General features: G+C 71.4%; 20 protein-coding genes. 7 read left to right on the top strand and 13 right to left on the bottom strand.

The features are described 5' to 3' along the window. Window positions 1–98: 98 nt before the first annotated feature. Window positions 99–572 (top strand): hypothetical protein, encoded by a 474-nt coding sequence (locus PV343_RS07510; RefSeq protein ID WP_319145981.1) that lies wholly within the window; start codon window positions 99–101, stop codon window positions 570–572. A gap of 351 nt (window positions 573–923) precedes the next feature. Next, a complete protein-coding gene (locus tag PV343_RS07505) occupies window positions 924–1,793 on the top strand; it encodes a restriction endonuclease (protein WP_319145980.1) in 870 nt (289 codons plus the stop codon). Here the strand turns inward: PV343_RS07505 and PV343_RS07500 are convergent. The 8 genes from PV343_RS07500 to PV343_RS07460 form a co-directional block, all read right to left on the bottom strand. Continuing rightward, a complete protein-coding gene (locus tag PV343_RS07500; protein ID WP_401701862.1) occupies window positions 1,781–2,080 on the bottom strand; it encodes a hypothetical protein in 300 nt (99 codons plus the stop codon). The genes PV343_RS07505 and PV343_RS07500 overlap by 13 nt on opposite strands. A gap of 182 nt (window positions 2,081–2,262) precedes the next feature. Next, window positions 2,263–2,853 (bottom strand): DUF4232 domain-containing protein, encoded by a 591-nt coding sequence (locus tag PV343_RS07490; RefSeq protein WP_319145978.1) that lies wholly within the window; start codon window positions 2,851–2,853, stop codon window positions 2,263–2,265. Window positions 2,854–2,992: 139 nt separating this feature from the next. After that, complete coding sequence (locus tag PV343_RS07485; RefSeq protein WP_319145977.1) at window positions 2,993–5,500, bottom strand: acyl-CoA reductase; 2,508 nt, start codon at window positions 5,498–5,500, stop codon at window positions 2,993–2,995. Continuing rightward, on the bottom strand, window positions 5,497–6,663 hold the full coding sequence (locus PV343_RS07480) for an acyl-protein synthase (protein WP_319145976.1): 1,167 nt from the start codon (window positions 6,661–6,663) through the stop codon (window positions 5,497–5,499). The genes PV343_RS07485 and PV343_RS07480 overlap by 4 nt, the downstream gene beginning before the upstream one ends. Then, complete coding sequence (locus PV343_RS07475; protein ID WP_319145975.1) at window positions 6,660–7,844, bottom strand: GNAT family N-acetyltransferase; 1,185 nt, start codon at window positions 7,842–7,844, stop codon at window positions 6,660–6,662. Before PV343_RS07475 ends, PV343_RS07480 begins: the two co-directional genes overlap by 4 nt. Beyond that, window positions 7,841–9,133 (bottom strand): MFS transporter, encoded by a 1,293-nt coding sequence (locus tag PV343_RS07470; protein ID WP_319145974.1) that lies wholly within the window; start codon window positions 9,131–9,133, stop codon window positions 7,841–7,843. The genes PV343_RS07475 and PV343_RS07470 overlap by 4 nt, the downstream gene beginning before the upstream one ends. Continuing rightward, on the bottom strand, window positions 9,130–10,392 hold the full coding sequence (locus tag PV343_RS07465; protein ID WP_319145973.1) for a phenylacetate--CoA ligase family protein: 1,263 nt from the start codon (window positions 10,390–10,392) through the stop codon (window positions 9,130–9,132). The genes PV343_RS07470 and PV343_RS07465 overlap by 4 nt, the downstream gene beginning before the upstream one ends. A gap of 448 nt (window positions 10,393–10,840) precedes the next feature. Further along, complete coding sequence (locus PV343_RS07460) at window positions 10,841–12,445, bottom strand: MFS transporter (RefSeq protein WP_415923462.1); 1,605 nt, start codon at window positions 12,443–12,445, stop codon at window positions 10,841–10,843. Between the two features lie 202 nt (window positions 12,446–12,647). Between PV343_RS07460 and PV343_RS07455 the strand changes: the two genes are divergently transcribed. Further along, window positions 12,648–13,445, top strand: a complete 798-nt coding sequence (locus PV343_RS07455) for a flavodoxin family protein (protein WP_415923461.1) — start codon at window positions 12,648–12,650, stop codon at window positions 13,443–13,445. Window positions 13,446–13,530: 85 nt separating this feature from the next. Here PV343_RS07455 and PV343_RS07450 read toward each other — a convergent pair whose 3' ends face one another. Both PV343_RS07450 and PV343_RS07445 read right to left on the bottom strand, forming a co-directional pair. Beyond that, a complete protein-coding gene (locus PV343_RS07450) occupies window positions 13,531–14,043 on the bottom strand; it encodes a GNAT family N-acetyltransferase (RefSeq protein WP_319145971.1) in 513 nt (170 codons plus the stop codon). A gap of 173 nt (window positions 14,044–14,216) precedes the next feature. Continuing rightward, window positions 14,217–14,618: a hypothetical protein gene (locus PV343_RS07445; RefSeq protein WP_319145970.1), complete on the bottom strand. Its 402-nt coding sequence runs from the start codon at window positions 14,616–14,618 to the stop codon at window positions 14,217–14,219. A 706-nt stretch (window positions 14,619–15,324) separates the two neighbouring features. On the opposite strand from PV343_RS07445, the gene PV343_RS07440 reads away from it, so the two are divergent. Both PV343_RS07440 and PV343_RS07435 read left to right on the top strand, forming a co-directional pair. Beyond that, on the top strand, window positions 15,325–16,446 hold the full coding sequence (locus PV343_RS07440) for a PP2C family protein-serine/threonine phosphatase (RefSeq protein ID WP_319145969.1): 1,122 nt from the start codon (window positions 15,325–15,327) through the stop codon (window positions 16,444–16,446). Between the two features lie 162 nt (window positions 16,447–16,608). After that, on the top strand, window positions 16,609–17,679 hold the full coding sequence (locus PV343_RS07435; protein ID WP_319145968.1) for an MBL fold metallo-hydrolase: 1,071 nt from the start codon (window positions 16,609–16,611) through the stop codon (window positions 17,677–17,679). A 70-nt stretch (window positions 17,680–17,749) separates the two neighbouring features. Here PV343_RS07435 and PV343_RS07430 read toward each other — a convergent pair whose 3' ends face one another. The 3 genes from PV343_RS07430 to nthB are packed head-to-tail and all read right to left on the bottom strand — an operon-like array spanning window position 17,750 to window position 19,382. After that, window positions 17,750–18,124 (bottom strand): nitrile hydratase accessory protein, encoded by a 375-nt coding sequence (locus PV343_RS07430; protein ID WP_319145967.1) that lies wholly within the window; start codon window positions 18,122–18,124, stop codon window positions 17,750–17,752. Next, complete coding sequence (gene nthA / locus PV343_RS07425; RefSeq protein WP_319145966.1) at window positions 18,121–18,720, bottom strand: nitrile hydratase subunit alpha; 600 nt, start codon at window positions 18,718–18,720, stop codon at window positions 18,121–18,123. The genes PV343_RS07430 and nthA overlap by 4 nt, the downstream gene beginning before the upstream one ends. After that, entirely contained in the window at window positions 18,717–19,382 is a 666-nt protein-coding gene (gene nthB / locus PV343_RS07420) for a nitrile hydratase subunit beta (RefSeq protein ID WP_319145965.1), read from the bottom strand. Before nthB ends, nthA begins: the two co-directional genes overlap by 4 nt. Window positions 19,383–19,746: 364 nt before the next feature. Between nthB and PV343_RS07415 the strand changes: the two genes are divergently transcribed. Next, window positions 19,747–20,064 (top strand): putative quinol monooxygenase, encoded by a 318-nt coding sequence (locus PV343_RS07415; protein ID WP_319145964.1) that lies wholly within the window; start codon window positions 19,747–19,749, stop codon window positions 20,062–20,064. Window positions 20,065–20,214: 150 nt separating this feature from the next. Further along, window positions 20,215–20,805, top strand: coding sequence for a VOC family protein (locus tag PV343_RS07410; RefSeq protein WP_319145963.1), 591 nt, complete (start codon window positions 20,215–20,217; stop codon window positions 20,803–20,805). Window positions 20,806–20,854 lie beyond the last annotated feature (49 nt).

Below are 20,854 nucleotides of genomic sequence, written 5' to 3'. Positions count from 1 at the left end.
GTGACAGAAGCGGCCCGTCTGACAACGCGGGCCCGCAAAGCCCGTACGGGATGCGGCCGGACGCGTTTGCGGGCCGGGGGAGGGGCAACGCGCAGTCCATGACTGAAGCGAAATCCGGAACGAATAGTAAGCAGACCGCCTCTCGTGCGGCTGCCGGCAAGGCGCGGCGCGCTGCGGACAAGGCGACCGCGCCCGCCGCCGGGGCTGCGAAGGGCGCGGCGGACAAGGCGACTGACACCGCGTCGGCCGCGAAGTCGGCGGCCGCCTCCGGGGCCGAGCGCTCGGCCGAGACGGTCGCTTCGAGGGCACAGGGCATGGCCCGCGCGGCCGAGGCGGGTCGTCAGACGCTGGTGGCGGCGACCGGGCAGGTCGCGGCGACGGCCAAGGCGGCCTCCGGGCAGGTGGCCGCCACGGCGAAGACGGCTCTTGCGGTGATCGCCCACCGCAAGCTGATCGCCGCCGGTGTCGGTGCGGGTGTGACCGCGTTGACGGCCGCTTCCTATGCGGCGGGCCGCCGTTCGGGCCGTCACAGCCACGGTCCGATCACGCGGCTGACCGGCGGCCGTATCTGACGCCGCGTACGGGCGGTGGGCCGACGGGCCCACCGCACGGCGTCCGCCCCCGCACGCGCGCCCGTACCACCAACTCTCGACACCCGTCACACCCCGCACCCCGCACCCCGCGCTACGCGCTCTCGCGTTCTTGAGCCCGCCTCCGCGACATCCAGCGAGCACGTCACGCACCTCGCAACGATCCTGGCGCACACCGCCGAGCCCTGGGGCCGCCCGGGCCCAGGCCCTTCTCCCAGCGTTCTGAGCCGGATTCCTCGGCATCGCCTGGGGTGGTGCCATGGTGAATCGTTCCTCCTGGGGCACTAGCCCAAGTGATCTTCATCGGAAGTCTGCTTGGGAGGAACGTCCGTCGTGACTGTGCCTACTCGCCCGTTGCGTCCCGTGCGCCGTCGTCGCTTTGACCTGCGTACGACGACTTGGTTCTTCGTTCTTCTCGCACTGCTGCTGAGTCTTGGCGGGCTGATCGCCCGCACCGCCGCGCAGGCTGCACAGCGACGCCCTGTCTGGGCGGTGATCCTGCTGCTGTTGGCCTCGGCCGCTGTCATCGCCGGTCACCGGGGTCGGCGCCGATGGTCGGCCCGCAGAGCTCTGCGGCGTGCGACCGAAGCACTTGAGGCGGCGGCGGAGACGGCGGCCGACGCGCTGCGGGAACCGGCCGTGGCCGCCGCCCCCGTGGAGGTGGCCGAGCCGCCGGTGGCAACGCCAGCAGCAACGGCAACGGCGACGGCAACGGCGACGGCAACAGCAACGGCGACGGCACCTGCACCGGGCGCCACGTATGCGGAGGAGACTCTGTTGTTGGATGCCGCTGTCGTTCCGCAGGTGATGGACTATGCGGTGCTGGATCCGGAGGAGTTCGAGCGGGCGATAGCCGAGCTGTGTGTCCGGGATGGGTGCACGGACGTCGAAGTGGTGGGCGGCGCGGGTGACTTGGGAGCCGACGTGCTCGCGGTGGCCCCGAGCGGGCACCGTCTGGTGGTGCAGTGCAAACGGTACGGCGAGGGCAACAGGGTCGGTTCGCAGGACCTCCAGCGTTTCGGCGGTACCTGCTTCACCGTCCATGAAGCCGACATAGCCGTCCTCGTCACCACCGCCGACTTCACGGCACCGGCCCTGGAGTACGCCGAGCAGTGCGGGATCGTGTGCGTGGATGCCGAGGCGCTCACGGCGTGGCATCTGGGCACGGGTCCTTGCCCCTGGGATACGCCCTACGACGGGTGAGCCCTCGCATACCCGTCGACCCCGTTCATCCTTGAAGACGGACCCTGGTTCCGCGACGGGCCGAACCACCGGGCGGCCGCCTGCTCGAACGTGTCGCGATTCGGGGCGGGCGCGCTCGCCCGGGCCACGACGCCGTCGGGCCGAACCAGCACCGCACCCAGCCCGAGGTCGTCGCGCACCGGGCCGCCCGCGTAGCGGATCCGGCCCTCCCACGCCTTGCTCGCGACCTGCAGCGCACGGCCGAGGCTGAAGTCGAGCACAACCTCCTTCCCATGGCGCCCTTCCAGCCGAGGTTGACGGCGTCGCCGATGCCGAGGTTGAGGCCCTGGCCGCCCGAGGGGAGCGACCGTCTTCCACGGCATCGCCTCCGGTTACGAAGAGACCGCCGCCTCCTGCGAAGCGGCGGTCACTCACGCGGCAGCCATGCTCTGGACAGGACCCGTGCGCGCGGACGGTGGTCTCGACGTGCTCAGTCGTTGACCGGGATCCGGTGGGCGAGGACGGTGACCCGGAGGTCGCCGTGGTCCACCCACTGCGGGAACTTGAGCGTCTTGTGGCTGGTGGCCGCGGGAGGGGTGACCTGGAGGTAGGCGGCGTGGACGGCGTCCGGGGTGCCGGTGTTGGCGTGCGTCCAGGATATGACCGCCTCGGCGCTCTGGCCCTTGCGGAGGGTGAGGGTGGACTTGGCCGGGCTCTTGGCGTACCAGGTGTCGCCCCAGTGGGTGGTGGAGTGCAGCGTTCGGTGAGCGGCGTTCTCCAGGCCCAGGCCGGGGTAGCCCCGCAGCAGGCAGGTGTGGGCGCTGGTGTTCTTCAGCTTGAGGATCACACCCTGGTGGTTCATGCCGCCGGCCAGGCCCTTGCCGAAGGAGGCGGTCAGGGCCGAGACGGAGCAGGTCGGCGTGGTGGCCGAGGCTGCCTGCGCGACTGAGGTGCCGGTCACGCTCAGTCCGGCGGCGGTCATCGCGGCGAGCGCCGCGCGCGCCAGGCGCGGGTGGACACGCACGTCCGAGAGGGTGCCCGGAGCGGTCTGGGGCATGTGGTCGCGGTGCTGCTTCGTCATGATGAGCCTTCTCCCCTTGGTCATCGGCCTGCGGTTCGGTCTTCTCCAGGTGTGATGCATGGCGAGCGGAGAATGTTCGGGCGATTTCGCGCCGGGCTGCGACGCGTGGCCCCGCGGCGCAGCCGGCACTCGGGCAGCCTCAGCGGCGCAGGTCGATGACCGTGCGCAGTTTGCCGCTGGTCGGGGTGCGCTCGAACGCGTCCCTGGGGACGGTCTGCACGGCGAGCGCCAGCAGTCCCTCTTCCTCGGCCGCGGCCAGTTCCGCCACCTCACGAGCGAGTGCCGCACGGGCCGCTTCGGGGTCGGTGGCGTACTGCTCGTCGAGGCGGACGGTCAGCCGTTCCCGGTCGGCGCCCGACTCGACGACCATCTGCACCTCGCCGTGGTAGGCGAGCTGCTCCTGCGTCGCCTGGGCGATGCGCCGGTAGTTGATGAAGTACGTGCCCACCCGTACGACGTCGCCGTAGCGTCCGAGGAGTTCCAGTCGGGGCACGTGGCTGCCGCACGCGCACGGGCCCGCGACGGCCCGGCCCAGGTCACCGATCTCGTAGCGTTCCAGCCGCTGGCCTGCCCGCGCCCGGGAGGTGAACACCAGCCGGCCCGGCTCGCCCGGCGCCACCGGCCGGTCCTCGTGGGGGTCCAGGATCTCCAGTGTGTGCAGGTCGGTCAGCACATGGTGGACGGAGCCCTCGGAGGAGGCGCACTGGTAGCCCAGGGGGCCGAGGTCGGTGCTGCCGTAGGCCGCGGAGCGGATCACCTGAACGCCGAAGTCCTCTGTGAGTACGCGGCGTTGCTCGGCCGTGAAGTGCTCGCCGCCGTAGAACACCTTCCGGATCCGGCCGTGGGCCCGCAACCGGTCGCCTTCGGCGTGCAGCAGCTGCCACAGGTAGGACGGCATGCCGAACAGGGTGTCCACGTCATGGGCGATCAGCGCCTCGGCGACCACGGCGTGGTCGGGGCCCGCGGCCATCGGGATCTGGGTGGCGTTCAGCCGCTCCAGGATGGAGAAGAAGCTGATGAAGCTCCCGTACATCCCGCCGCAGTAGAACAGGTTGGCCGCTCGGTCGCGGGCCGGGTCGAAGCCGGCGGCGAGGAGTCCGTCCGCCGCGGCGCGCATCTGGTTGTCGTAGTCGTCGCAGGTGAACACCGACAGCGCGGGAGCGCCCGTGGAGCCGCCGCTGCGGAAGTACAGGTGTGCGTGGCGCGCGTCCAGGGTGGCGAGGGCACTCTGCACACCCTCCTTGCCCAGCAGCGGTACGACGGCCGCGGGGGGCAGCACCGGAGGCGCTATGAGGTCGTCGGGGCAGGCGAGGGTCGCGAAGTCCGTGTCCGCCGTGCGCAGGCTCACCCTGCGGCTGTAGCGCTGCAACGCGTAGACGCCGTCGTGCGGTTCGCCGTCGTAGCTCTCCAGCATGGAGCCGACCGGGGTGATGCGGGTGACACCCGCGGCGAACATCGCCCGGGAGAGCGTGGCCACTTCCGCGCGGTCGCCCGCGACCGCCGCCGTCTGCAGGTAGCGGCGCATGGGCCGCAGCGTCGCTGTGACCGCGTGCCCGGGCAGCGGCTTGACCCGGATGCTGCGGTGGAGCGGGGAGGCGTCGAGTGCGGGCCGGGTGTCGGCCAGCACCCGCCAGGAGCCGTCCTCGGCGGCGAACACACGGGTGAGACCCAGGTGTTGTTCGAGCAGGGCGAGCTGCTGCACAGTGGTGATCTCGGCCTGCTCCGCCGGGCCGGGCAGCGGCGCCGGGCGAGTGCCGGAGATCTTCGACAGCCGCTCGGCGAACCGGCCCGCGAACGCGAACAGTTCCCCGGTGTCCTCGGTGTCGAGATAGATCACCTGCGGGCTGGAGCAGGCCTGTTGTTCCAGCCGGCAGACGTCCTCGGCGAGCGCGTCGAGCACGTCCTCCCCGGACGCGGCTCGCCCGGTGAGGTAGGCGAAGGAGATCCGGTGTCCCCAGGCGATCACCTGGCAGCCGGGCGGGGCCAGTTCGCCCGCCGCGTGCACCGCGTCCTCGCCGCCCCACACCGCGATCGCGTCGGCCTGCCCGCACAGTGCCTCCAGCCAGGCGCGGCGCGAGGACGGGAAGCGCAGGGCGACGACGCGTTCGGCGATCAGCCCGGACGGGTCGGCGGCGCCGAGGGCGGCGAGCAGGTCCAGGGCGAGGCCCGAGTCGGAGCTGCTGGTCTTGAGCACGTTGAGGTTGCCGGCCAGCAGTCCCTCGACGACGCTCAGCGGCGCCACGGCCGCGGCGTTCCCCGGTGCGATGTGCACCAGCAGACCGACCGGCGCCCACGCCTCGTACACCGTCTCGCGGGCGTCGGGCCGGGTGAGCCGTTCCGGGCGCAGTCCGCCCAGTTCTCGCCGCAGCTTGCGCTCGAGCGCCTCCCGGGTCAGCGCGGCCGCCAGCTCGCCCAGGACGGCCGGGACCTCCCCGGCGGACAGGTGGGCGGCCAGCCGCTCGTACAGCACGGAAGCGGTGTCGGCCAGGTCGCGGGCGACCTCGGCGCAGGCGCCGATCACCACGTCGGTGGGCAGGGGGCGGGTCAGGACCCGCCCGGCGAGCTCCGGCAGTGTGTCGAGCCGTCGGCCGGCCTCTGCCTCGTCGACGAACTCGCCCTGCCAGAGGTGGAGTACGGAGGTGGTCACGACATTCCCTTCATCAGTTCGGCGGCGGCGACGGCACAGCTGCGGTTGCGGCTCACCCCGGCACGGCCGTGCACGGTGAACCAGTCGGTGGACAGCGGGCACGGGCACTCCTCGCCCGGATGCAGCGACGCCAGGTCGCCCATCACCACGCTGTGGGCGGGCACCGAGGTGATGTACGGGCTGACCAGGTGCAGGAACCCGCGTTCGCCGTACGGCAGCGGGTACAGCGTCCCGGTGTCCCGCACCGCCGCGCGCGACCACACGGGCACGTGCAGCCGGTGCTCGGCGCACTCGATATAGGGCACGCAGTGTTCGACCGAGCCGAAGGTGTCGCGGATCCGGTCGCCCGGGATGCCGAGACGTTCGCTCACCTCGGCGTAGAACGTGCCCTTGGCGATCTGCCGGTCGGCGTGGCCCTTCCAGCCGCCGCCGAGTACCACCAGGGAACCCTCGGGCAGCCGCATCGGCGGCAGGCCCATCGCCCGCATCCGCTCCAGGGTGAAGTACAGGAACGCGGGGAAGCCCAGGATGCGCACCGGTACGTCGTCCTCGGCGTAACGGTGGAGCGCCGCGATGCAGCCGTTCACGTCGAACTCGTGACCGGAGCCGGTGTGCCGCAGCGCGTGCGTGGTGTGCCGGGCCGGGGCGAAGTCGCACAGGTAGTTGTCGGTGAACGAGGTGCCCAGCTTGAGCGCCGGTGCCGGCTCGTAGCTGTACAGGAGGTAGTTCGCCGGCTGGTCGGGGGTGATCCAGCCGTAGTGGTCGAAGATCCGGGCCACCATGCGCTGCGCCGAGCGGATCGTCCACTCGTCGAAGAACATCTGCGACTTCTGGCCCGTGGTGCCCGAGGAGGTCAGGTGCAGGAAAACGTCCTCCCGCGGGACCGACAGCACCTCATGGCGCTTGAAGAACGCGGCGGGCACCAGCGGAGTGCGCACCCCGTCGCCCACGGTCGGCGCCGCGGCCTCGGCCGGGTCGTCGAGCAGGGCGGAGAAGAAGGACGAGCGGCCGGCGTGCCAGGCGTTGGTCTCGGCTATCGCCGCGGCGAACAGCTCGTCGGCGGCCCTGCCGTGGGCGTACGGCTCCGCCAGGTCGCACAACTGCTGCACATGGCCGAGCGCCGCCGGGTCGGGAACCTCGACGGGAGCGAGATGGGGTTTCATCGGGACACCTCGTGAAGGGGCAGGTAGGTGGAGGTCCAGGCACTCAGGTAGGCGCCGAGGTAGGGCCGTAGCAGCGGGCTGACGGCGGTGGTGCGGAAGTCGATCTGACGGCTGGTGCGTGACAGCACCACGTAGTCGTGCAGGCGGTCGTGGACGCGCCGCATCGCCGGGTAGAGCGCGCTGGGCACGAACCCCGAGGCGAGGAAGACCTCCAGGGCCTCGGTGTCGGCCAGCGGCAGCAGCGCCTCGGCGTAGTCCGCGCCCGCTCGGGTGACCGTGGCCATCAGCCCCTCGAGGGCCCCGGCCACCGCGGCGGGGCGGGGGTGGACGGCGACCAGGGCGCAGCTGCCCGCGACCGGGTCGAGGTCGGCGTACGCCTCGAAACTGCCGTCGGCCGCGGCCAGCACCGCGTTGGGCGTGTGCAGCGGGAAGAACCGGTCGTCGGCCTGCGGGAAGAGCTCCAGGAAGCGCCGCCGCACGAAGCCGGGAGCCGCGATCAGCTCGATCGGCTCCGCCCCGGTGGTCCAGGCGGTCCCGGCGGTCCTGGTGGCCCCGGAGGCCTCACGCACCGCGGCCGCCGTGCCCACCGCGCCCGCCGCGTCCCGGGTGCCGGCGTAGTCGATGCCCACGCCGGTCGACGCGGCGGAGAGCAACGCCGACAGCCGTTCCGGCACGGCCGCCACGGGTGCGCGCCGGTCCAGCACGCCGTCGGCGTAACGGGCGAACAGCGCCAGCGTCTCGCACCCGTCGACCTCGACGGCGTTCGGCAGCAGGCCGAGCGGCCGGAAACCGTTGCGCACGACGACGGCTTGAGGGCCCGCGGTGACCACGCGGACGGTGGCGTACACCGAGTCCAGGCGGCCGGTGCCGAACGCCTCCTCGCACACGGCGCCGGTCAGCCGGGAGGCGAGTCCGCCGCCGCGGTGGCCGGGGTGCACCGCGAGGCCGACCAGCTTGCCGATACGGCTGCCCGGCTCGGTGACGACGACTGCGGAGCCGACGAGGGCGCCGTCGCACGCACGGGCGGTGAGCCAGTGCGCGGTGCCGCCCGTGATCAGCCGGCGCATGACGACCGGGTCGCTCCCGAGCGGCACAGGATAGCCGTGGCCGTACACCTCGAAGTACAACTGCCGTAGCTCCGCGATGTCCTGCACGTTCGCGGGGGAGAGGACGACGGTCATGACGCGTCTCCCGCCGGTACCGTCGCCGCCGCGGTGGATGTCCGACGCGCGGCGGCGTCACCACGGTCACCGCGGTTACCGAGCCACCACAGCGCCAGCGCCACGGGTACGAGCCCCGCGCCCTGCGCCAGACACAGGGTCCGGGCGGTCAACTGGTCGCCCAGCGCGCCGAACACCAGCGACGACACCGGGAACGTCGCTCCCAGCAGCGCCTGCATCACGGCGAAGAAGCCCGGCTTGTCGTCGGCGGGTACCAGCCGCTGGAACAGCGCCACGAACCGCACGCCGATCACCCCCACGCACCAGCCGGCGACGGCCATCGAGCCGAGAGCCGCCGCGGGGTGGGCGAACAGGCCCGGCAGCGAGAGGGCCGCCGCCATCACCGTCAGGCACACGCTGCCGACGGCGACCGGGCGGCCCGGCAGACGTCCGCCCGTGAACGACCCGACCAGAGTGCCCGCACCGAGGGCAGCCTCCAGGGAGGCGACGGTCGAGCCGCTCGCGTGCAGCACCTGTCGCGTGTAGAGCGGCATCACCACGTAGACGGCCGTGGTGAAGATGTTGGCGGCGGCGAAGCAGACCAGGACGCGGCGGATGAACGGCAGCCCGGCGAGTATCCGGAGCAGCGTGCGCCGCTCGGATGCGGGGCCGTCCGCGGGCGCGGCGGCGGCCGTGGTGCCCGGGAAGCGGGCGGAGACGACCAGCAGGGCGGCGAGCAGGTACGCGGCGGCGCAGGCGGCGACGACCGCGTCCAGCGAGCCGGCGTCCACGACGAGTGGACCGAGCAGCCCTCCGCACAGGCCGGCCACGGACTGCGTGGACAGCTCGAATCCGGTGGCCGCCTCTATGTCGGCGTCCTCGACGAGTTCCGGCACCGACGTGGTCAGACACGGATCGAACACCGCCTGGCACCCGGCGAGCGCCAGCCCGACCGCGTAGGCGGCGGCCACGGGAAGCGTGCCGGCATGGGCCACGACGGCGGCCGCCGCGGCCACCGTGCCCGCTACGGCCGCCGCGGCGGCCAGCACCGTGCGGTGCGCGTGCCGCTCGACGACGCGCGCGACCACGGGGGCGAGCGCCACCGCGGGCAGGGTGCTCACCATGAGGAAGAGGCCGGAGTCGAGACCGCGGTGCCGGCCGCCCGCGTACCCCACGAGCCACCAGACCGCCCCGACCTGGAACATCCGGCCGGCGGCCTGGGTGAGGAGCTGACCGGCCCAGACCCTGGCGAAGGAGGGGTTGCGCAGGACGAGTGGCAGGCGCCGTGCGGGCGCGGGTGCCGCGCTCACGAGTGCGGCCGTTCGTCGAGCACCCGGACGAGCTTGCCGGAGCGGGAGTTGACCGCCAGGTCGCGGTGCCGCACCCACTCGACGGCGAGCGCGTTCACGTGCCCGGCGGCGGTGGCGTCGGCGTAGAACGGGCGCTGGGCCAGGACCGCCGCCACGACGGCCGCCTCCAACTCCGCCCTTACGGAGCCGGGTTCGGGCACCGCGAGCCGCAGCACGAGACCGTCCCGGCCGTCCCGGCGCCGCACGACGAGCTGGACACCGGTCACCTCGCCCGAGGTGTCGGCGGCCGCGACGACGTCGTGGACGTCCTCGGTGTACAGGGAGACGGGACCGACCCGCACCCCCTCCTCGGCGCGCCCGAGGATACGGAAGACACCGGCCGCCCGGTCCACCCACTCGGCCCGGTCGCCCGCCGGGTAGCGCAGGACCGGCATGAGCCGACGGCACAGACTGGTGACGACCAGCCGTCCCGGCACACCGTCGGCGTCGACCGGCAGGTCGGTCTCGTCCTGGAGGATCTCGACGAGTGTGTCGGGGGTGAACGCCCGGTGCACACGCGGGTCCTCGCCTGGCACGGCCGCTCCGAGGAGCCCGGCGTCGACGCTCGCATAGCCGAGGGAGCGCGGCTCGGCGTTCGGGAACGCGGTCGCGAGCAGCGGCAGTTGATCGCTGAAGAGGCATTCGCCGCCGAAGAACAGCAACTCCACGTCCGGCAGCGTTCGACCGGCGTGGGTGAGGCGCTCGGCGAGCGCGCACAGGGTGGTCGGCGTGCCGGCGACGGCCTGGACCCGGAACTCCTCCAGGGTGGCCGCGGTGGACTCCCAGGGCGTCGCCCCGCCGATGGGCAGGCGGACGTTGGCCACGGGGGAGCGGTGCAGCGAGTCGAGGACGAAGCTGAAGCTCGCGTACAGGTCGCCCGCGTAGAAGAGGTCCGCCACCCGGTGACCCGGGCGCAGACCGGCTCCGACCAGCCCTGCGCCGAACGTGGCGGTGAACTCCCGCCACTCCGTGCGGGTGTAGTAGGAGAACTTCGGCGACCCCGTGGTTCCGCCGCTGCGGAACACGACGGCCTCGTCCAGCGGAGCGGTCAGCAGCCGGTTGTTCCGGGGCGAATTGGCCCGCCAGAATTCGGCCTGCGGCACCACCGGAAGATCCGTGACATGAGCCACTTCGTCGGGGAGCCGGGAGTAGAGCTGACGGTAGAAGGGAGAGTTCCGGCGGGCGAAACGTACGAGCTCCGCAAGTGGTTGAACGGGCATCAATTCCTGCTCGAAGGCGTGGTCCGCCGGAAGGAAATGGCCGGCGGGCGCGACGGATCGGGTCCACTGACAGGGACCGGGTCGCGAGGGATGTGAAGAAGCGGCGCGCCGCTGGTGAGCGGGGCGTCCGCAGGACAAGCGTATCTCACCATTCGGGACGCCTCTTGCGCCAACTGCCCATTCATGGAATGGGCTTGAATGCCTGTGGACGCGTTCCGTGGGCCATCGGTTCCACCGGAAGTGGAGACGGTGATCACATCAACGGCCCTGATATAAAAGCCTGTTGCGGAAGGCTCAAGCGGGCCTTATGGAAGAGGGTCCGCCATGCCATTTCGGAGGGTGGCTGGAAAGCTCTCAAGCCGAATGTGGCCGGATGCAAGCGGCCGTTCCCGGCGGGCGGTTACCGCGGATGCCGCCCCTCGGGAGAGCGGCATCACAGATTCTTCGCTCAGGTCTGGCGTGTGTGCATGGGATTGTTGGCGACTTCGCCCGGGCATGTGCGGCGTGGGCCGTGTTCGTGCCGGTCGCGGCCCCAGTCGAACAGTGCGAGCGCCAGGGCTGCCGCCATGCCGGCGAGGCCGGCGGCCAGGGCGATGGCGAGGGCGCCGCGGTGGTCGCCGTTCCTGCCGGGCATCAGGTAGTAGAGACCGGGCAGGGCGGCGGTGCCGACCGCGGCCCCGAGCCGCTGGCCGGTCTGCAGGGCGCCTCCCGCCGCGCCCGCCATGTGTACGGGAACGTCGCGCAGGGTCATGGTGATGTTGGGGGAGACGACGAAGCCGCTGCCGATGCCGCCGAGGAGCAGGATGGGCGCGGCCAGCCAGGGAGCGGTGCCGATCGGGCCGTAGCGGAGCAGCAGCGCGGTGCCGCCCAGGCCGAGGATCACGCCTGTGAGGCCGCAGACGGTGAGCAGACGGCCGAACCGTTCGACCAGCCGGCCCGCGACGACGGCCGCGCCGGCCGAGCCGACGGCGAACGGGGTCACGGCCAGGCCGGACCTGAGCGGCGAGAAGCCGAGGCCGTGCTGGTAGAAGAGGGCGAAGACGAGCCAGACGCCGCTGAAGCCGATGAAGTACAGGGTGCCGACGCCCGCGCCGACGGCGTACCCGCGCACGGTGCTGAACAGTCGCGGGTCCAGCAACGGCCGGGTACCCCGGGCCACGAGCCGGCGCTGCCACTGCACGAAGGCGGCGAGCACCGCGGCGGCGACCGGGAAGAGCCACCACACGCGGCCGATGCCGCCGGAGTCCGCCTGCACCAGCGGGTACATCAGCGCGAGCACCCCGGCGCCGAGGAGCAGCACCCCGGGCACGTCCACGTGCCCCCGGCCGGAGCGCTGCGTATGGGGCAGCAGACGACGCCCCAGGAGGACGGCGAGGATGCCGATGGGCAGGTTGACGTAGAAGATCCACCGCCAGCCCTGGCCGCCGGAGGCCAGGGCGAGGATGACGCCGCCGGTGATCGGACCGGCGGCGGCGGAGACGCCCACCGTGCCGCCGAAGAATCCGAACGCCCGGCCGCGTTCGGCGCCGCGGAACATCTGCTGGATGAGCGCGGAGTTCTGGGGGGCCATGAAGCCGGCCGCCAGACCCTGGGCGAGGCGCGCCACCACCAGCAGCGTGATGTCGGGGGCCGCTCCGCAGGCCGCGCTGCAGATCACGAAGCCGCTCAGAGCCAGCAGGAAGATGCGCCGCCGGTCCAGGGCGTCACCGAGCCGCCCGGCGGTCACCAGGGCGAGCGCGAAGGTGAGGGCGTACCCGGACACCACCCACTGCACCTGCGCGGGGGAAGCGTGCAGGTCACGCTGGATGGTGGGTAGTGCCACCGCCACGATCGTCACGTCGAGCAGACTCATGAAGCCGGCCACCAGAGTGACCCACAGGGCCCGCCACCGGCGCGGATCCAGCTCGTACCCGGCCTCCCGGGCGTCCGGCTCCCGGCCGTCCGCAGCCGCCGACGATCTCGTCACCTGGGCCCCTCTCACCAGGGCCGCACCCGGACGACCCACGTTCCCGACCTGGGCGTGAGCACACACGGTGACCTGTGACCCGGACATCACCTGAACATCGCCGGGAAGCAGCCCTGCCCGAACACCATCCTGCGCCCGGTGGTGCTCCGGGACGACTGGCGCGGGCGACGGCATCCCCGGAGCCCGCCGGAAGCCCGGTGGGCCGAGAAGGTGACGTGATTCGACTGCCAGGGTGGTTGCCGGCCCGCCGTGGTGCCATGGCCGCCGTCGAGTGAGGCGGGCCCGCAGGATGGAGAGCCTGTTCCGCCGTGATGGGCACGGTGGCACGGAACCGGGAGAGACCGAACTCGTGACCAGCAATCCAGGGGCAACCGATGCACCGCCTGCCGTCTACGACGATCTGCGCGCAGTTGTCTTCAACTGCACGCTGAAGCGGTCACCGGAGCGCAGCAACACCCAAGGGTTGATCGACCGCAGCATGCGCATCATGCGGACCCAGGGCGTGCAGGTCGACGTCGTGCGCGCGGTCGATCACGACATCGCGACCGGAGTCTGGCCGGACATGACCGAGCACGGCTGGCGGACGGACGCCTGGCCGGCGCTGTACGAGAAGGTCATGGCCGCTGACATCCTCGTCCTGGCCGGTCCGATCTGGCTCGGTGACAACAGCTCGGTCATGAAGCAGGTGATCGAGCGCTTGTACGCGTGCTCCAGCCTGCTCAACGATGCGGGGCAGTACGCCTACTACGGCCGCGTCGGCGGCTGTCTGATCACCGGCAACGAAGACGGCGTCAAGCACTGCGCGATGAACGTCCTCTACAGCCTCCAGCACCTGGGCTACTCCATCCCACCGCAGGCCGACGCCGGCTGGATCGGCGAGGCCGGACCCGGTCCCTCCTACCTCGATGCCGGTTCCGGTGGACCGGAGAACGACTTCACGAACCGCAACACCACCTTCATGACCTGGAACCTGCTCCACCTCGCGCGCCTGCTCAAGGACGCGGGGGGTATCCCTGCTTTCGGCAACCAGCGCACAGCCTGGGACGCCGGCTGCCGCCACGACTACGAGAACCCCGAACACCGCTGACCCGAAGCGTGGGGTGCGCACCCCCGGTACGCCCCATCGCCTCGCCTCGCCTCACCTCCCGGTCCGTGAACGGGGGGGAGGGGGCTCAGCGCGTCAGTTCAACGGCCAGAAGGTCCATCAAGAGGCCGTCGTGCCAGGTGCCGTCCGGGCCCCGCTCGTACTGCCGCATGATGCCGACCGGCCGGAACCCGACCTTCTCGTAGCAGCGGATCGCGGCGGTGTTGTCGGCCGCCGGATCGATGACCAACCGGTGGTAGCCGTACTCGTCGACGAGGTGGCGGGCCAGCGTGCGTACCGCGTCGGTGCCCAGCCCGTTGCCGTGCACGGTGGGCGAGAGGAAGAGATCGATACCGGCGTGCCTGTAGTCCGGCTCCTCCTCGGAATACCACTGGATCATGCCGACGATCCGCCCCTGGTGGTCGACGGTCAGGCAGTTGCACTCGGGGTCTTCGAGATCGGCCGTGACGTCGGCTTCGAGATCGTCCCCGCCCCTCCATCTTGCTCGTACCTCAGGAGTGGCCCGGATGGCCGCGAGGGCGGCGACGTCTTCGGTGACGGTGGGGCGGAGTACGACGAGAGCACCGTGCAACACAGTCATGGCCTGGGACAGTACGCGACGGGAAGCCCGTAGCGCGCGGAGGTTTTCCGGTGACCCGGGGTAGCGGCCCTGCACCCACTCGAAGGCTCCGTAGCGGCCAAGCAGGCCGGTGGGCCGCAGGTGGGGGAGAGCGCTCCCCTCTGCGGCCCACCGGCCTGGTCCGAGTCCGCGTCCTACTGACCGTTGACCGGGCCGCCACCCGCGACGTCCTGGTCGTGCTGGTGGAATTTCTGCCGCCCCTTGGTGGTGGTCTCGGTGCTCGTGGTCTTGGTGCTCGTGGTGCCGCGCCGTGTCTTGGTGGTCGTGGTCGTCTCGGTGGTCTTGGTCGTCGTGGTGCCGCGGCGGTTCTTGGTGGTGGTCTCGGTCGTGGTGGTCTTGGTGGTGGTGGAGCCGTGGCCGTGGCCGTGCGGGCCGTGGAACGCGGTGGCGGGTGCGGTGTGTGTGGTGTGGGCGGGGGTGGCGGCGAAGGCGCTGGCCGGGATGAGGGCACCGCCCGCCGCCAGGCCGGTGGTGGCCGCCAGCAGGGCCAGGCGACGCTTGCGGGAGATGCGGGGGGTGGGGACGGTGGCAGACATCAGAGGTGCTCCTTCAAGTAAGGGGGGAGGTACCGGCTGGGGCCGGTGGGAGGGGCTGTCCTGTCCGGCGGCCCCGTTGCATCCAGTAAGCCCGCCGCTCACCTGGTCCGTCATGACACTCCATGTCGGGACTTGACATCTGCGCGGGTTCAGGGTGAGGCGCGGGCTGAAAGACCGCCGGTGCGGAGCACGGGCACCGGCGGCGACACGGGTGGGTCGGTGGCGGAGCGGATGCCACCCGGAGCTGATCGCGTCATCCGATCCGGACGACGGCCTTGCCCCGGCTGCCGCCCGCGGCCAGCCAGGTCGATGTCCGTTGCGCGGAAGGCGAGTTCGGCCTGCGCTGTGGCCACTTCGGCGAAGGCGCCGGAACCGGCATGACCCCGTACCCCGGAGCGACAGCCCTCTCCCGAACACGCCAAAGTCCTCATCACCTCGCTCACGGGTCCGGGCGAAGAGCTCCTCGACCTCGCGGACCAGGAGGTGATCGTTCTCGAACGCGCCCTCTCCGACGTGTTCACCCCCGCCGAGCACGCCGCCCTGTGCCACCTGCTCGAACCCGCCCGCGAGGTCCTTGTCGAGCAGACGCCGTAGGGGCGCTGGGCCGACGTCCCTCTTCTCCGGACGCAGAGACACCGAGGCGCGCAGCATCCGGCATCCGGAGCGGCGCGTTCCCACACGGGAAGCTGGGTGGAAAGCTTGGGGCATGGCCTTGCGACCATGGCGGGAGTTCCGGTGTTCCTGGGAGCCGGGTCACGCACCCGCGTTGATGGTGATCCCACTGGGGCTGATCGTCGCGGTCTGCGTGGTCGACGTGCTGGCTCCGCCGCACATTCACCTCGGGCCGCTGCTGGTGGCGGCACCGGCGATCACGGTGGCGTTCGCGGGCGCCCGCGGGACGGCGCTGATGGGAGCCCTCGCCGTGACGGCGCAGGTACTGATCGGTGCGCTGAGGGAGAGCCTGTCCTCCGCCAACATCCAGGCTCAGATCGCCGCTCTGGTCGTCGTCTCGGCCGTCTGTGTCGGCATCTGCGTGCTACGGGACCGGCGCGAGCGACAGCTGCACCGGGTGCGGTCCGTCGCTGAGGCGGCGCAGAGCGTGCTGCTGCAGCCCCTGCCCGGCCGCGCCGGCCCACTGCGGATCGCCGGCCTGTACATCCCGGCCGAGGAGGAAGCCGATCTCGGCGGAGACCTGTACGCGGCCGCGCGGACCGACCACCACAGCACCCGGCTCCTCATCGGCGACGTCCGCGGCAACGGCCTGGCCTCGATCAACAACACCGCCCTGCTGCTCGGCGCCTTCCGCGCGGCCGCCCATCGGCAGGCCACCCTGCCCCGCCTCGCCATCCACCTGGACGCCGCCTTCCGCTGGGACAGCAGCCAGTGGCGCTCGCAGAAGGAGCAGGACACCGACGAGGACTTCGCCACCGCGATCCTGCTGGACATCCCCGACCACGAACCGGTCGTCCACCTCATCAACTGCGGCCACCCACCGCCGCTGCTCCTGCGCGGCACCCACGTCATTCCCCTCACGCCGGAGGCGAGCCACCTTCCGATCGGACTCGGCGGCGCCTTCGGCGTGACCGGCTACGACGTCAAGACATTCCCGTTCGAGGTCGGCGACCTGCTCCTCCTGTACACGGACGGCGTGATCGAAGCCCGCGACACCGACCACCTCTTCTACCCGCTCACGGAGCGGGCGCCCGCGTGGACCAAAGACGACCCCGACGAACTCCTGCGCGCTCTCCATGACGACCTGATGGCCCACGTCCGCGGTCACCTGAACGACGACGCGGCCGCGGTCGCGATCCGCCGCCTGGCCCTCTGATTCCACTGCGCGCACATTGTCGTCCGGTCCGCGCGGGTGGAAGCATGACGACGTGCGGCGCCTGCGGCCGGTCCGGCCCCGGCGCGACCGCCGTGGGCCTGCGGCTCGTACCGGGGATCTGCTTCCCTGGTCGGCCGAATCGCTGGGGAGGCGGTTTCCGGCATGTGCGACGATCACGGGTATTCGTTGGGCGAGGCGGCCTGGTCAGCGCCTCGCCTCGCGGAGGGACCGGCCACCGACCCGGTGACGCTGCCCGAGGCCGACGAGGTCAGGGTCACGACGATGGTCGACAACGTCTACGACGCCCTGCTCGCTTCCGCCGAAGGCGTCACCCGGGCGTCGGCGGGCACCGGACGGACAGTCGCGCGGCAGTTCGCCGGTGGCGAGACCCTTGCGGGGCTGCGCGCCGAACACGGCTTCTCCGCCCTGGTCACCGTCCGGAGCGGCAACGCGAGCACCACGCTGCTGTTCGACACCGGAGCGTCGCCGGACGGGCTGTCGGTGAACGCCGAGCGTCTTGGCATCGATGTCGGCGGCCTGCAGGGCGTCGTGCTCAGCCACGGGCACTTCGACCACGCCGGCGGCTTCGACGGCCTGGCCCGGATGCGCGGGCGCTCCGGCCTGCCGCTGACCGTCCACCCCGCGGTCTGGACCCGCCGCCGCCTCGCGCTACCGGCCGGCCAGGGTCTGGAGATGCCGACCCTGTCCCGAGGCGCCCTGGAACGCGAAGGGTTCGAGGTGATCGAGCGGCGGCAGCCGTCGCTGCTGGCCGGCGGCATCCTTATCACCGGCGAGGTGGACCGCGTCACCGAGTTCGAGCACGGCATGCCGCCGGCCCACCAGGCCTGGGACGGGAACGGCTGGCGGCACGATCCCGCCGTCATCGACGACCAGGCACTCGTCGTCAACGTGCGCGGCCGTGGACTCGTCGTCATCACCGGCTGCGGGCACGCCGGGGTCGTCAACATCGTCCGGCACGCCATGAGACTCAGCGGCGTCAGCAAGCTGCTGGCCCTCATCGGCGGCTTCCACCTGAGCGGCCCCGCCTTCGAGCCGGTCATCGGCCCGACGGTGGCCGCGCTCACCGCACTCGCCCCCGAGTTGATCGTTCCTGGTCACTGCACCGGCTGGCGCGCCCAGCACAGCCTCGCCGCAGCCCTCCCCGACGCATGGGTGCAGACCAGCGTCGGAACGACCTACACCGTCACCGCCTCCGAGGCGGGCGGTGCTTGATCCCGACTCTGCGGTCCGGGCTCAGACGGTGCGGTAGGAACGGCGGGGGAAGAACAGGAGGGCGCCCTGGTCAGTGCGTGTGGTCGGGGTGGTTGGGGTGGTCGGAGTGGTCACGGTGGTCGTGGCCAGAGGGGCGTCGCGCCAGCGATCGGGCGCGTGTGATGACCTCGTCCGTGGACACGACGCGCACGCTCGTGAGTACATCCTCAAGTGCGGCCAGCCAGAGCCCGTAGTAGCTGTACGGTTCGTCCCGCTTCGCCGAGCCTTCCCAGGCGGCTATGCGGGCGATCAGCGCGGCCTTGAATTCCGGCCAGGTGAACACTCCCGCGTCGGACAGGCTGACGGCCATCCCGAAGGCACGGCTCTCCCACGGCTCGGCGAAGACCAGCTCGCCGTTGGAGCGGGGCGGTGCGGCGGGGCCTTCGATGTCCAGAGTCGCGCTCATGGGGCCGCCACCTTGGCCACTCCCACCATCGCGTCCCTCGTCACCAGAGGCACGAGTTCTTCCTCGGTCAGATGCTCGGTGCCGCGCGGCTGCTCGGGCAGCACCAGCCAGCGCACCTCGCTGGTGGAGTCGTGGACGATGATCCGTACGTCGTCGGCCAGCTCGAGTCCCATCTCGGACAGCACCGCGCGCGGTTCCCTCACCACCCGGGCGCGGTAGGCGGGATCCTTGTACCAGCTCGGCGGCAGGCCGAGCACCGGCCAGGGGTAGCACGAGCACAGCGTGCAGACCACCACGTGGTGCGTGGTCGCGGTGTTCTCCACCACGACGATGTGCTCGCCCTGGAACCCTCCGAAGCCCAGTTCCCTGATGGCGGCCGTGCCGTCCTCGAGCAGTCGGTGACGGTACTCGGGGTCCGTCCAGGCCCTGGCGACGACCTTCGCGCCGTTGAGCGGTCCTATGGTGCTCTCATAGGTGGTGATGAGCCCGTTCATCGCCTTCGGGTCGATCAGGCCCCGCTCGGTGAGCAACTGCTCGAGCGCCTCGGTGCGCAGGGCCGGGGAAAGGTGCTCGGCCGATCCGGGGGTGGTGGTCATGAGGGGGTCTCCAGGTAACTCTCGAACAGGTCCACGGTGAGCTCGAACGGGTCGGCGTCGGTGCCCCACAGGTCATGGGAGTCGAAGCGCACCGAGTAGACGTACTGCGGGTTCTCGCCCAGGAAGTGAGCGTTGGTGTCCGGCAGTACGCCGGCGGGCTGAACGATGTCGACGACGCCGACGTGCCCTCGCACATAGCGCGGCAGCCTGGTGTGTCCTGACGGCGACATGTCCCTGGCCCGCACGCGCGCGCCGACGGCGAAGGCCGGCGCGGTGTCGAGGCGGCGCAGTGTGCCTTCGGCGGTCGGCGCGTAGTCGGGTTTGGCCGGCTCGGGGGCCGGGGGCTCCTCCACGTGCTCGCCGCGGAGGTTGCGGGCGCGGGCGTCGACCGCACCAGGGGCCAGGATGCCGCTGTCGAGGAGTCTCAGCTCTCCGGCGTTGAGCCAGCGCCCGTAATAGCCGTCACCGATGTAGTGCGCCCGGTCCAGGCGCTCCAGCGCGTGCCGGAAGGAGTCCAGGTTTCCCCCGGACGCCCTGTTCGAGACGATCGCGAGCGCGAATGCCCGGCCTTCCCAGGGCTCTGAGAAGGCAGGTTCATCCTGTCTCGGCGGATGCACGGAACCCCACCCCGGGGTTCCTCCCATGTCGGCAATACCGTCCATGGCCGGACCTCACTTGTGCCAGCAGCAGCCAGCATCGTCAGATAATCACTGTATGTGGATGACGTCCACGGCGTCACACTCTGGCTCCAGCGGTTCGGACCGTGGACGCATGCCGATCGCCTGACCTTCGCCGGGGCTTCCAGAGGAGTAGCCGGGTTCGTCCGCGAGAACCCCGAGCTGTTCACTCGCCGGCGCCGACAGCCACCCTGTGGCACTGCCGCGCGGCGGAGCCCGCAGCCCCGCACGACCTGGGCACCCGCGCCCGAGGCCCTCGGCTCCGTCGGGCAGGCGGCACACCTGAGCGCCGTCGACGCGCGTGCCGCCCGCTGCCTGGGGAGACTGGGAGAGGCAGAAGGAGGCAGGAATGAGCCAGATGGCGCTTTGTGTCCGCTTCACGCTGCGTGACGGTGCTGGTGAAGCGTTCGACGAACTGGTCCGGGAGGCTGTCGAGGGGGTCCTCGAACACGAGCCGGGCACCCTGGTGTACGCCTGCAGCGAGGTCGACGGAGCACCGGACCAGCGCCTCTTCTTCGAGCTGTACGCCGACCGCGCCGCCTTCGAGGAACACGGACGTCAGCCCCACGTCCGTCACTTCCTCAGCCAGAGCGAGCAGTACGCGGAGAAGACGGAGATCGACCGCCTGCGACCGTACGCCGGGAAGTACCCGGCCGCGGCCGGATAGCGCGGTTCGATCCAATGCCGACCGTGCGCCTCAGGCACGCGAAGCGGGCTCGGGCACTAGCGTGACGCCTCCCGGCCCGGCACCACTGTGCAGACGCGGCGATGCTGCTCCGCTTCACACCCAGCGGGGCCCGGCGAAGAGGGCGGATCCATGAAAGTGAACGACATCGACATCAAGGTCGAAGTGCTCGTCATCCCGGTGTCGGACATCGAACGGGCGAAGGACTTCTACGGCCGCCTCGGCTGGAGGCTGGACCGGACACCGCCCTCCGTCGTCCAGTTCACCCCGCGCGGCTCCTCGTGCTCGGTCCAGTTCGGCACCGACCTGACGTCGGCCGCGCCCGGTTCCGGCAAGGGATACCTGATCGTCTCGGACGTGGAAGCCGCCCGTACCGCGCTGCTCGCAGCCGGAATCGAGGTCGGCCCCGTCTTCCACCCCGGACCGGACGGTCCGATCGAGGGCCTCGACCCGGAGCGGCGCAGCTACTTCTCGCGTGCCACCTTCCGTGATCCCGACGGAAACACCTGGCTGCTGCAGGAGGTCACGAACCGGCTCCCCGGCCGTGTCGATCCCGGACCGACCTCCTTCACTTCGGCGACGGATCTGGCGAGTGCGCTGCGGCGCGCAGCCGCCGCCCATGGGGAACACGAGAAACTCATCGGCCAGGAGGATCCGGACTGGCCCGACTGGTACGCCCAATACATGGTCAGCGAGCAGACCGGGGCCGAACCCCCCGAGTAGGGCCGGCAGGAGGAGGCACCCTGGCCGAAACCCCCTGCAACGACCGCCT

The organism is Streptomyces sp. WI03-4A (assembly GCF_033792105.1).
Lineage (GTDB): Bacteria > Actinomycetota > Actinomycetes > Streptomycetales > Streptomycetaceae > Streptomyces > Streptomyces collinus_A.
This window is presented reverse-complemented; position numbering and strand designations above follow the sequence as displayed.

Bases quoted from the DNA above. Each gene is read 5' to 3' on its own strand.
- PV343_RS07510 (WP_319145981.1), top strand. From the start codon at position 99: ATGACTGAAGCGAAATCCGGAACGAATAGTAAGCAGACCGCCTCTCGT.
- PV343_RS07490 (WP_319145978.1), bottom strand. From the start codon at position 2,853: ATGACGAAGCAGCACCGCGACCACATGCCCCAGACCGCTCCGGGCACC.
- PV343_RS07480 (WP_319145976.1), bottom strand. From the start codon at position 6,663: ATGAAACCCCATCTCGCTCCCGTCGAGGTTCCCGACCCGGCGGCGCTC.
- PV343_RS07475 (WP_319145975.1), bottom strand. From the start codon at position 7,844: ATGACCGTCGTCCTCTCCCCCGCGAACGTGCAGGACATCGCGGAGCTA.
- PV343_RS07465 (WP_319145973.1), bottom strand. From the start codon at position 10,392: ATGCCCGTTCAACCACTTGCGGAGCTCGTACGTTTCGCCCGCCGGAAC.
- PV343_RS07460 (WP_415923462.1), bottom strand. From the start codon at position 12,445: ATGTCCGGGTCACAGGTCACCGTGTGTGCTCACGCCCAGGTCGGGAAC.
- PV343_RS07455 (WP_415923461.1), top strand. From the start codon at position 12,648: ATGGAGAGCCTGTTCCGCCGTGATGGGCACGGTGGCACGGAACCGGGA.
- PV343_RS07450 (WP_319145971.1), bottom strand. From the start codon at position 14,043: ATGACTGTGTTGCACGGTGCTCTCGTCGTACTCCGCCCCACCGTCACC.
- PV343_RS07445 (WP_319145970.1), bottom strand. From the start codon at position 14,618: ATGTCTGCCACCGTCCCCACCCCCCGCATCTCCCGCAAGCGTCGCCTG.
- PV343_RS07440 (WP_319145969.1), top strand. From the start codon at position 15,325: ATGGCCTTGCGACCATGGCGGGAGTTCCGGTGTTCCTGGGAGCCGGGT.
- PV343_RS07435 (WP_319145968.1), top strand. From the start codon at position 16,609: ATGTGCGACGATCACGGGTATTCGTTGGGCGAGGCGGCCTGGTCAGCG.
- PV343_RS07430 (WP_319145967.1), bottom strand. From the start codon at position 18,124: ATGAGCGCGACTCTGGACATCGAAGGCCCCGCCGCACCGCCCCGCTCC.
- nthA (WP_319145966.1), bottom strand. From the start codon at position 18,720: ATGACCACCACCCCCGGATCGGCCGAGCACCTTTCCCCGGCCCTGCGC.
- nthB (WP_319145965.1), bottom strand. From the start codon at position 19,382: ATGGACGGTATTGCCGACATGGGAGGAACCCCGGGGTGGGGTTCCGTG.
- PV343_RS07415 (WP_319145964.1), top strand. From the start codon at position 19,747: ATGAGCCAGATGGCGCTTTGTGTCCGCTTCACGCTGCGTGACGGTGCT.
- PV343_RS07410 (WP_319145963.1), top strand. From the start codon at position 20,215: ATGAAAGTGAACGACATCGACATCAAGGTCGAAGTGCTCGTCATCCCG.